Annotated in this window: 7 protein-coding genes and 1 pseudogene; 7 read left to right on the forward strand and 1 reads right to left on the reverse strand. The window is 71.2% G+C overall.

The window, feature by feature from the left end:
• Positions 1-109: 109 nt before the first annotated feature.
• A complete protein-coding gene (locus Q4D18_RS05580; protein ID WP_303126445.1) occupies positions 110-532 on the forward strand; it encodes a hypothetical protein in 423 nt (140 codons plus the stop codon).
• Positions 533-573: 41 nt separating this feature from the next.
• Here Q4D18_RS05580 and Q4D18_RS05585 read toward each other — a convergent pair whose 3' ends face one another.
• Positions 574-1,347: a CGNR zinc finger domain-containing protein gene (locus tag Q4D18_RS05585; protein ID WP_303126446.1), complete on the reverse strand. Its 774-nt coding sequence runs from the start codon at positions 1,345-1,347 to the stop codon at positions 574-576.
• Between the two features lie 224 nt (positions 1,348-1,571).
• Between Q4D18_RS05585 and Q4D18_RS05590 the strand changes: the two genes are divergently transcribed.
• From Q4D18_RS05590 to Q4D18_RS05615, 6 genes and pseudogenes are all read left to right on the forward strand, one after another.
• The gene (locus tag Q4D18_RS05590; protein WP_303126447.1) at positions 1,572-1,928 is read left to right on the forward strand and encodes a peptidase inhibitor family I36 protein; all 357 of its coding nucleotides are present in this window, start codon (positions 1,572-1,574) and stop codon (positions 1,926-1,928) included.
• Positions 1,929-1,987: 59 nt separating this feature from the next.
• The gene (locus Q4D18_RS05595; RefSeq protein ID WP_303126448.1) at positions 1,988-2,683 is read left to right on the forward strand and encodes an ABC transporter ATP-binding protein; all 696 of its coding nucleotides are present in this window, start codon (positions 1,988-1,990) and stop codon (positions 2,681-2,683) included.
• 119 nt (positions 2,684-2,802) lie between these two features.
• Positions 2,803-5,175 (forward strand): hypothetical protein, encoded by a 2,373-nt coding sequence (locus Q4D18_RS05600; protein ID WP_303126449.1) that lies wholly within the window; start codon positions 2,803-2,805, stop codon positions 5,173-5,175.
• Positions 5,176-5,341: 166 nt separating this feature from the next.
• Positions 5,342-6,997, forward strand: a complete 1,656-nt coding sequence (locus tag Q4D18_RS05605; RefSeq protein ID WP_303126450.1) for a thiamine pyrophosphate-dependent enzyme — start codon at positions 5,342-5,344, stop codon at positions 6,995-6,997.
• Between the two features lie 194 nt (positions 6,998-7,191).
• Positions 7,192-7,539: a MerR family transcriptional regulator gene (locus Q4D18_RS05610; protein ID WP_303126483.1), complete on the forward strand. Its 348-nt coding sequence runs from the start codon at positions 7,192-7,194 to the stop codon at positions 7,537-7,539.
• Between the two features lie 150 nt (positions 7,540-7,689).
• A pseudogene (locus Q4D18_RS05615) lies at positions 7,690-8,979 on the forward strand (SulP family inorganic anion transporter); the annotation flags it as partial.
• Between the last annotated feature and the right edge of the window lie 76 nt (positions 8,980-9,055).

Raw genomic sequence — 9,055 nt, forward strand, 5'->3', positions numbered from 1 at the left:
GAACGGCCCGGCGGCCGGGGTGACCCCGGCGTAGACTGGCCGGGTCCGACGCGCCGGGCCCCCGGCGGCCGCGCGGGCGCCCCCGACATCCACCCGTAGGAGACCCGCTGTGAGCGTTCAGTCCCCCCGCCCGTCCGACGACCGCACCCCCCGCGGTGCCGGCCGCCCGGCACGCGGCGGCCTGCGCACCAGCGTCAAGGGACCCCTCGTGTTCTCCGCCGTGCTCGGCCTGGTCGGCGGTTCGATCGCCGCGCTGACGGCCTCGGGCGGCACGGACAACCCGCTGCGCATCGACATCGGCCTGATCGCCTTCGGCGTGTTCTTCATGACCTCCCTCGTGGTGGTGGCCATGCTGCAGCTCGCCTCCCGCGAGAACCCCGAGCGCCTCTCCCAGGGCTCCGGGGTCAACCGCTCCTCGGAGGAGGAGTTCCAGCGCCGCACCGCCGAGCGCCGAGCCCAGGCCGCGCGAGAGCGCCGCAGCGGCGCCGCCGGGCAGGGCCCCGCCGCCGACGGCGACGCCGGCCGCCGCTGATCCCCGCCCCGCCCGGTGAGGGCGGGGACGAGCCCGGGCGGTCAGTCGTCCTGGCGCTTCTTCTTCGACTTCTTCTTGTCCTTCGTGGACTTCTTCTTGCCGTCCTTGTCCTTCTTCTTGGACCGCTTCTCGTCCTTCTTCGCCTTCTTCTCCGGCTTCTCCGCCATGACGACGTCGTCGCCCGCCGCCTCCGCGGGCTCCCCGCCGGACGTCTCGGCCGGCTCGGCCTCGGATACCGCGGCATCCTCGCCCGCCTCCACCTGACGGGCCCGGTAGCTGCGCACGTGGGTGCGGTTGGCGCAGTTGGCGGCGTCGCAGAAGCGCTTGGAGCGGTTGCGGCTGCCGTCCACCACGGCGTTCTCGCAGTCCTCGCCGGCGCACACCCGCAGGCGGTCCAGCTCGCCCTCGAGGGCGGCCTCGGCCAGCGCCAGGGCGGCCATCGCGGTGAGGCGCTCGACGGCGTCGGCGGGGGTGGCGGCGGGGGCCAGGTCCACGGCGCCGCCCCCGTCCGCCACCAGGCGCAGCGGGCCGGTCTCGGCCAGCAGGGCGTTCACGGCCTCGAGCGCGGCGGTCTGGTCCTCGGCCGCCAGGGCCCACAGCTCGGCGAGGCGGGCGCGCAGGGCGTGGGCGCGGTCCCGGGCGGCGGCCGCCACGCGCAGGCGCACGTCCCCCTCCTGCAGCTCGGGCACCAGGGCGGGCAGCTGCGTGCCCGCCGTGAGGCGCTCCTCGGCGGACTGGCCGCCGCGCATCCCCGGCGCGGTGTTCAGGAACACGGAGATCGCGGCGAGGCGGCCGAGGGCGCGGGAGGAGAGCATGTGCCCAGCGTACGTCGGGTGATCCAGGAGGACGCTCAGCCGAGGGGTGGAAGGGAGAGATATCCCCGCTGCAGATGAACATCATGTGAACATGCGCAATGGCTCTTGAGTGATGATCCCCCCCCCGCATCATGATTCTGGTCGATGGCACAGGAACTTCTGGGGATCACCGACCTATCGCCATGACAGTCATCATTCTCGTGAACTTAGGAGTTGCCATGTCCATGTCCAAGAAGTTGTTCGCCGGAGTTCTCGTCACCGCTGCATTGGGAGCGGGCGCCGGGTCTGCATCCGCAGCCCTGAGCGAGGTGCCGCGGGGTTACGTCGGCGTTTTTAAGAACGCCGATTACAACGGGCTACTGGGATACCGGTCTGGTGGCCAGGATGTGAAGAACATGAGCGCCGTCGCCAACGACGAGATGTCCTCCTGGACGAACAAGACCAGCTACGCCGGCGCCTGGTACGTGGATGTCAATGGAGGCGGCAACTGCTACACCATGAATTCGTGGACCGACAACCGCTACGTCGGCAGCTGGTTCAACGACAAGGCGTCGTCCTGGCGCACAAACGGCGCCTGCTGACAGGATCCGCCCTTCCTCACTGTTGTCTCCCACCTATCACGACCCGCTGAAGGACCACCATGCCCGCTCCTGCCATCGACACCCGTGGTGTCAGCCTCCAGTTCACCAGCGGACCGGAGGTGGTGACAGCGTTGGCCGGCGTGACGGTTCCTTTCCGCCATGGCGAGTTGGTCGCCGTCATGGGCGCCTCGGGCTCCGGCAAGACGTCCTTGCTGAACGTCATCGCCGGGCTCGAGGTGCCCGACGTGGGGCAGGTGCTGGTGGGGGAGGACGATCTCGTCTCCCTGAGCGAGGACGCCCGCGCCGATCTGCGTCTGCATGAGATCGGGCTGGTGTTCCAGGACGACAACCTGCTGCCGGTCCTCACCGCCCGGGAGAATGTGGCGTTGCCCCTGCGCGCTCGAGGCTGGGCAGTGCCCGCGGCGATCGCCGAAGCGGACATGTGGCTGGGTCGCGTGGGCTTGAGCGGGATGGAGGACCGCCGTCCAGATCAGCTCTCCGGGGGGCAGCGGCAGCGCGTGGGCATCGCCCGCGCCGTGGCCGGAGGCAGGACCATCCTGCTGGCTGATGAACCCACGGGGGCGCTCGACTCAGCGACGACGAGGGATGTTCTGGCGCTGCTGCGTCAGTTGGCGGACGACGGGGTCTGCGTGGTGGTCGTGAGCCATGACGACGTGGTGCGGCGCTATGCGGACCACACCTGGGTCATGAGCGATGGACGGCTGCAGAGCCATGCGGATGGGGTCCACGCATGAGATCCGAGGCCGATGGCTCCACCCGTCGATCCTCCGCGGGAGTGGGGACATTGCTTCCGATCTTCGCGCGGACACGGGGATCCTGGTGGACGGGACTTGCGGCCGCCGTCGCGGCCGCCGTGATCATGGTCCTGCATGCCGTGACCCAGGGGCTGTCGCTGAGCCCTGAACAGCAGGCCGAAGGCTATTTCGGGGGCTTTGAACGGGCTCAGACCACTGTGACGTCTTATCCCCTGGGCGCGGACGTGGACATCGTTGCTCTGGATGCGGCCATGACCCGCGCGGGAGCCACGGAGGTGGGGTCCACGCTGGCGGTCATCGACCTCGGGCTGCCTCAGGGGTCCGCCGTGGACGGGATCCGCTATGAAGAGCTCGACCTGAGCGCGGACACTCCCACGGGGACGGTGCGTCTCCTGGACGGGACCGTTCCGACGGCACCGGGGCAGGTCTGCCTGTCACCCGCCTTGGCGGAGAAGCTGGGCGCCACGACTGACGTGGCGTTCTTCGACGGTGCCTTGACCCTGACACCCACCTGCACGGCGGTCGATGACCACCGGCGAGACAGCGTCGCGGTCTACGCGGCTCCGGGAACGTGGGGAGCGGCGGGGGCGGGGCTGGCGGAGGATGAGCTCCGCCGGTGGGGTGTCACGGCCTCCTTCAACGTCTATTGGAGCGGAGGCGACGCGGACGTGGTGGCGGCAGCCATGCGCTCCACAGTGGAGACAAGCTCCCCGGACGCAGCCGAAGCCGGCGCTCCCGAGGCTCCCGAGTCGGTGACGGACTTCACCGACCGCCCAAGGACCTTCAACGCGCTCTCCAACGCGTGGGGATTCCTGATCCCGCTGCTGGTGGTTCCTGCATTGACCTCCGCGATCGCCGGGTGGGGTGGGGCCCGGCTCATGGCCCGCTCCGTGGACACCCTCGCAGCCCTCGGGCTGCGCCGTTCGCGGACACGGCAGCTGACTCTCCTTCCTCCTCTGCTGCTCAGCGCGCTTGGCGCGCTGACGGGCGTGGCTCTCGGAGCCCTGCTGGGGTGGGCCGCGCGGTCACTCCTCGCTGCGCTCCTCCCGCAGCCTCTCGGCCCCTGGGTGGGACTTCCGACGGTCGGGGCCACCGTGCTGGGCATGAGCCTTCTCGGCGCGTTGATCGGCAGCGGCCTGGCCATGCTCCGGCTCTCCCCGCGCCTGCGGGAGGACCTGTCCTGGGCTCGGCGGGCACGCGTCCCGTGGCCCTCCACGCTGGTGCTGCTCGGTTTGATGGCGCTGTGTCTCCTGGCCGCTGTCTTCGTCGCGAGCACAGGGATGCAGTCCACTATGAGGGCGGCTGTTGTCGCCCTGGTGGGCATGGCCGCCGTCCTCGTGGTCCCGCTGGTGCTGGGTCTGCGCGCGCGCCGAGGTCTCGCCCAGCGGCCCGCGGCGCTCCTGCGCTCCCGCCTCGTGACGGCAGCGGGCGGCGCCTGGCTGGTCATGGTGCTCTTCGGGTTCCAGGCTGTGCTCACCACCGGCACGCTCACGGCCGTGACGAGCAGCGTCCAGACGTTCAATGACTCCCTCGTCTCGGCCGTGCCGGAGGACCAGGCTCGTCTGGCCCTCCAGAGCATCGGCGACACCACGATTGCCCAGAGCATCGTCGAAGACACTCGTGAGGTCTTGGGCACCGACGACGACTTCACCTTCACCCAGCTGGAGGCCCCGACCACGATGCGTGACGGCCCCGTCGTGGTGGTGGAGACCGCGCGGCAGGCGGCCGACGTGCTGGGGCTGCCCGAGCTGGACGCTGCGACCAGTGACGCCCTGCAGGAGGGGGCGGCCGTGCGCGGCGGGGCCACCCCGAACGGCCGGCTCGGCGTGGAGGATCCGGAGGCCGCGGAGCCGGGGGTGGTGGTCGCCGATCTGCCCGTCCATGTGGTGGACGGGGTCAGTGGCAGCCTGGCCACAGGAGGTGCCGTCATCCTCGCGTCCACTGCCTCGGGCCTCCCGATTGCACAGTCGTCTCCGATCGCCCACGTTTTTCCCCGCCTTGACCCCGAGCAGCGCGCGGCCGCCGTGCGGCTCCCCGAGGAACTGCACTTCAGTCCCGAGTGGATGGACCTGCCCCGCGCCCCGGACACCGTCGATGTTCCGGAGGCCATCGCCTGGGGAGCAGGTCTGCTCTCCGCTCTCGGCGTGGTCTTGGCCCTGATCTACGGACTGCAGGCGGGGGCGGCCGGCCGACGGGTCCTGGCCGGGGCCCGAGCCATGGGGCTGAGGACGTCGTGGGTGAGAACCGTGCTCGCCGGACAGATCGGATGGGTCGTGGTGGCGCCGACGGTCGTGGGCGTTGTCGGCAGCTCGCTGGGCGTGGCCATGCTCAACGCATGGCAGGAGGTGCCCGTCGACCTCCACGTCCCCTGGAGTCTCGTGGGCACCATGGCAGTCGGAACGCTCGTTGCATTCGTCGGAGCTGTGTGGCTCAGCCTGCGAGGGTTGACCGTGCGCGAGCGGATCGCGTAGGCCCGGCATCGCTGGTCCGGTGCCGTGCGGACCCGCTTCACAGCCGGTGACACACGGGCCGAGGCCGGGGCCCTCCGCTACCCTGGCCGAAAGCCTCCGTGTCCTCGGCCACGGACACCAGACACCGGGGCGCGGCCGCGTCCCGACGCACCACACAGGAGCCCCCATGTCGCAGAACACCGAGGCGGCCGGCCGTCTCTCGGCCGGCCACGTGATCGTCAAGACCCTCGAGGCTCACGGGGTCAAGCGCATCTACTCCGTGCCGGGCGAGTCCTATCTGGACGTCCTGGACGGCCTGCACGACTCGGACATCGAGAACGTGGTGTGCCGGCACGAGGGCGGGGCCACCTACATGGCCGAGGCGGACGGCAAGATGAACCCGGTGCCCGGCGTCGCCATGGTCACCCGTGGCCCGGGTGCCGCGAACGCCCACGTCGGTCTGCACACGGCGTGGCAGGACTCCACGGCCATGGTGCTGTTCGTCGGCTTGATCCCGTTCGAGCACCGGGACCGTGAGGCCTTCCAGGAGTTCGACCCGCACGCCTGGTTCGACTCCGGCGCCAAGCGCGTGATGGTCCTGGACCACCCCGAGCGCGCGTCCGAGATCGTGGCCGAGGCCATGTTCGCCGCCGCGTCCGGGCGCCCGGGTCCTGTCGTCGTCGGTCTGCCGGAGGACGTCATCCGCGTGGAGGTCGAGGCCGAGCTGCACCCGCAGATCCCCGTGGCCCCCGGCGGCATGACCGTGGAGGACTGGAAGGCGCTGCACGCCGCGCTCAAGGAGTCCACGAAGCCGCTGTTCATCACCGGCGGCAACGACTGGACGGACGAGGGCGCGCAGGCGCTCACCGAATGGCTCGAGTCCCACCAGATCCCCGCGGCCGCCGAGTGGCGCACCGAGGGCACCGTGCCGTTCTCCTCCCCGTCCTACATCGGCCCCATCGGCTACGGCCGTCCGGACTGGACCGAGCGGCTGCTCGAGGAGACCGACCTGATCGTGTTCGTGGGCACCGTGCCCGGGGACGTGGTGACGGACGGCTTCACCATCCGCCAGAACTGGGACAAGAAGAACTTCCTGGTGACCATCGACCCGTCCCTGCGCGGCCGCTCCGGCCCCGTGTCCCATCAGATCGTGGCGAAGCCGGACGTGTTCGTGCGCGACCTGGTCCGCATGGACCTGGCCGTGAAGGACGAGTGGCGGGAGTGGACCTCCCGCATGCGCGCCGAGCAGGAGGAGTTCGCGGCGCTCCCGCCGGCGGAGCCCTCCGAGGGTCAGGCGAGGATGGCCACCCTCATGGCGAACCTCATGCCGAAGCTGCCGAAGGACTCGATGATCTCCCTCGGCGCCGGCGAGCACACCAACTGGGCGCACCGCTACTTCCCCACCGAGGGCTACCGCGCCATGATCTCCGCCCGCAACGGCTCCATGGGCTACTCCGTGCCCGGCGCCGTGGCGGCCTCGCTGAACTTCCCGGACCGCGTGGTGGTCACCATCGCCGGCGACGGTGAGTTCCTCATGAACGGCCAGGAGATGGCCACCGCCGCGCAGTACGGGGCCACCCCGCTGATCGTGGTGATGGACAACCAGGAGTACGGCACCATCCGCACCCACCAGGAGCGCGAGTACCCCGAGCGCATCTCCGGCACCCAGCTGCAGAACCCGGACTTCGCGAGGATGGCCGAGGCGTTCGGCGGCGTCGGCATCCGCGTGGAGCAGGACGCGGACGTCCCGGCCGCCGTGGAGAAGGCGCTGGAAACCGTGAAGCAGGGTGAGCGGTTCGCCCTCATCCACCTGCTGGTGGAGCAGCGCGTCAAGGCGTACTGAGTCCGGCGCCCGCGCCCCCGCGGGCGGCACGACGGCGTCCGCGCACCCGGCCCCCCGACCCTCCCCTCGCGGTAGGGTCGGGGGGCCGCGCGCATCCCCGCGCGGTCGGGGACGAGCACAGCGGCGCGCGCGGCGCACGCGGGAAGGCGGGGCCGGTGGACGCCCACTCGGACGGCGCAGCACAGGGCCGCACCATGCAGATCGGCGAGGTGGCCGGGCGCACCGGCCTGTCCCTGCGCTCCATCCGCCACTACGACGACGTCGGCCTCGTCCCGCCGTCCGCGCGCAGCGAGGGCGGCTTCCGGCTCTACACCGAGGAGGACGTGGAGCGCCTGCTGCGGGTCATGCGCATCACCCCGCTCGGCTTCAGCCTCGAGGAGACCGCCCGCCTGCTCGAGGTCCTCGAGGGCCCCTCGTGCCCCGCCTCGCAGGAGGACGTGGCCGCCTTCCTCGAGCGGGCCCGGAAGGGGCGGGCCACGCTGGCCCGCAAGCTCCGCCAGGCGGACGAGCTGCTGACCGAGCTGGAGGCGCTCGAGCGCTGAACGGTCAGACCCTACCCTCACGTGAGGGTAGGGTTGCCGCACGTCCTCCGCCGTCCCCGCCCCCGCGCCCACCACCGCCGCGGCGTCCCGGTCCGCCGCCGAGTCCACGCCCGAGCAGCTGCAGTCCGTGCGCCGCACCCTCCGCTCGCCCGGCCGGCCATGGTCTCGGCGGCCACCGCCGCCACGGCCCTCGTCGTCGCACCCCTGGTGCAGTCCCACGGGCTGGACCACCTGCTGGCCGCCGTGATCCTGGCCGGACTGATCCAGGTGGTGCTCGGCGTGCTGGGCGTGGCCCGGCTCATGCGGTTCGTGCCGCGCTCCGTGATGGTGGGCTTCGTCAACGCCCTGGCCATCCTGATCTTCACCTCGCAGCTGCCGGACCTCATGGGCGTGCCGTGGCTGGTCTGCCCGCTCACCGCCCTGGGCCTGGCGATCATCCTGCTGCTGCCCCGGCTGACCACCGCCGTCCCCGCCCCGCTGGTGGCGATCGTGGTGGTCACCTCGATCGTGCTGCTGGCCGGCGCGGACGTGCCGACCGTGGGGGACAAGGGCGCCCTGCCGGACTCCCTGCCCGCGCTGCTGGTCCCGGACGTCCCGTTCACGCTCGAGACGCTGCAGGTGATCGCCCCCTACGCGCTGGGCATGGCTGTCGTCGGGCTGCTGGAGTCCCTCATGACCGCCAAGCTCGTGGACGACATCACGGACACCCGCTCCTCCAAGGTCCGCGAGTCCTGGGGCCAGGGCGTGGCCAACATGGTCTCCGGCCTCTTCGGCGGCATGGGCGGCTGCGCGATGATCGGCCAGACCATGATCAACGTGAAGGCGTCCGGCGCCCGCACCCGCATCTCCACGTTCCTGGCGGGCGTGTTCGTGCTCCTGCTCTCCGTGGCCCTGGGGGACGTGGTGGCGCTCGTGCCCATGGCCGCGCTCGTGGCCGTGATGATCTTCGTGTCCCTGGCGACCTTCGACTGGCACTCGGTCCGGCCGTCCACGCTCGCGTTCATGCCGAAGTCCGAGACGTCCGTGATGCTCGTGACCGTGGCCGCCACCGTGCTCACCCACAACCTCGCGGTCGGCGTGGGCCTGGGCGTGCTCGCCGCCATGGTGATGTTCGCCCAGCGGGTCTCCCACCTGGCCACCGTGTCCCGCACCCTCGAGGGGGAGGGGGACGACGCCGTCGCCCGGTACCGCGTGCAAGGCGAGCTCTTCTTCGCCTCCTCCAACGACCTCTACACCCAGTTCGACTACGCCGGGGACCCGGCGCGCATGGAGATCGACTTCCTCGAGGCGCACCTGTGGGATGCCTCCACGATCGCCTCGCTCGACGCGATCGAGGAGAAGTACCGCCGCCACGGGGCCGCCGTGGAGATCACCGGGCTCAACGTGGCCAGCCGGGCCATGCGCGCCCGCATGTCCGGCCGTCTCGGCGGGGGCCACTGACGGGGGTGGACCCTCCGTCTCCCAGGGCGGCCCCGCGTGTCCTCGCGCGTGTTCCCTGGGGTCGACGGGGGTTGTC

Origin of the sequence: Micrococcus sp. (genome assembly GCF_030523875.1) — a bacterium.
Taxonomy (GTDB): domain Bacteria; phylum Actinomycetota; class Actinomycetes; order Actinomycetales; family Micrococcaceae; genus Micrococcus.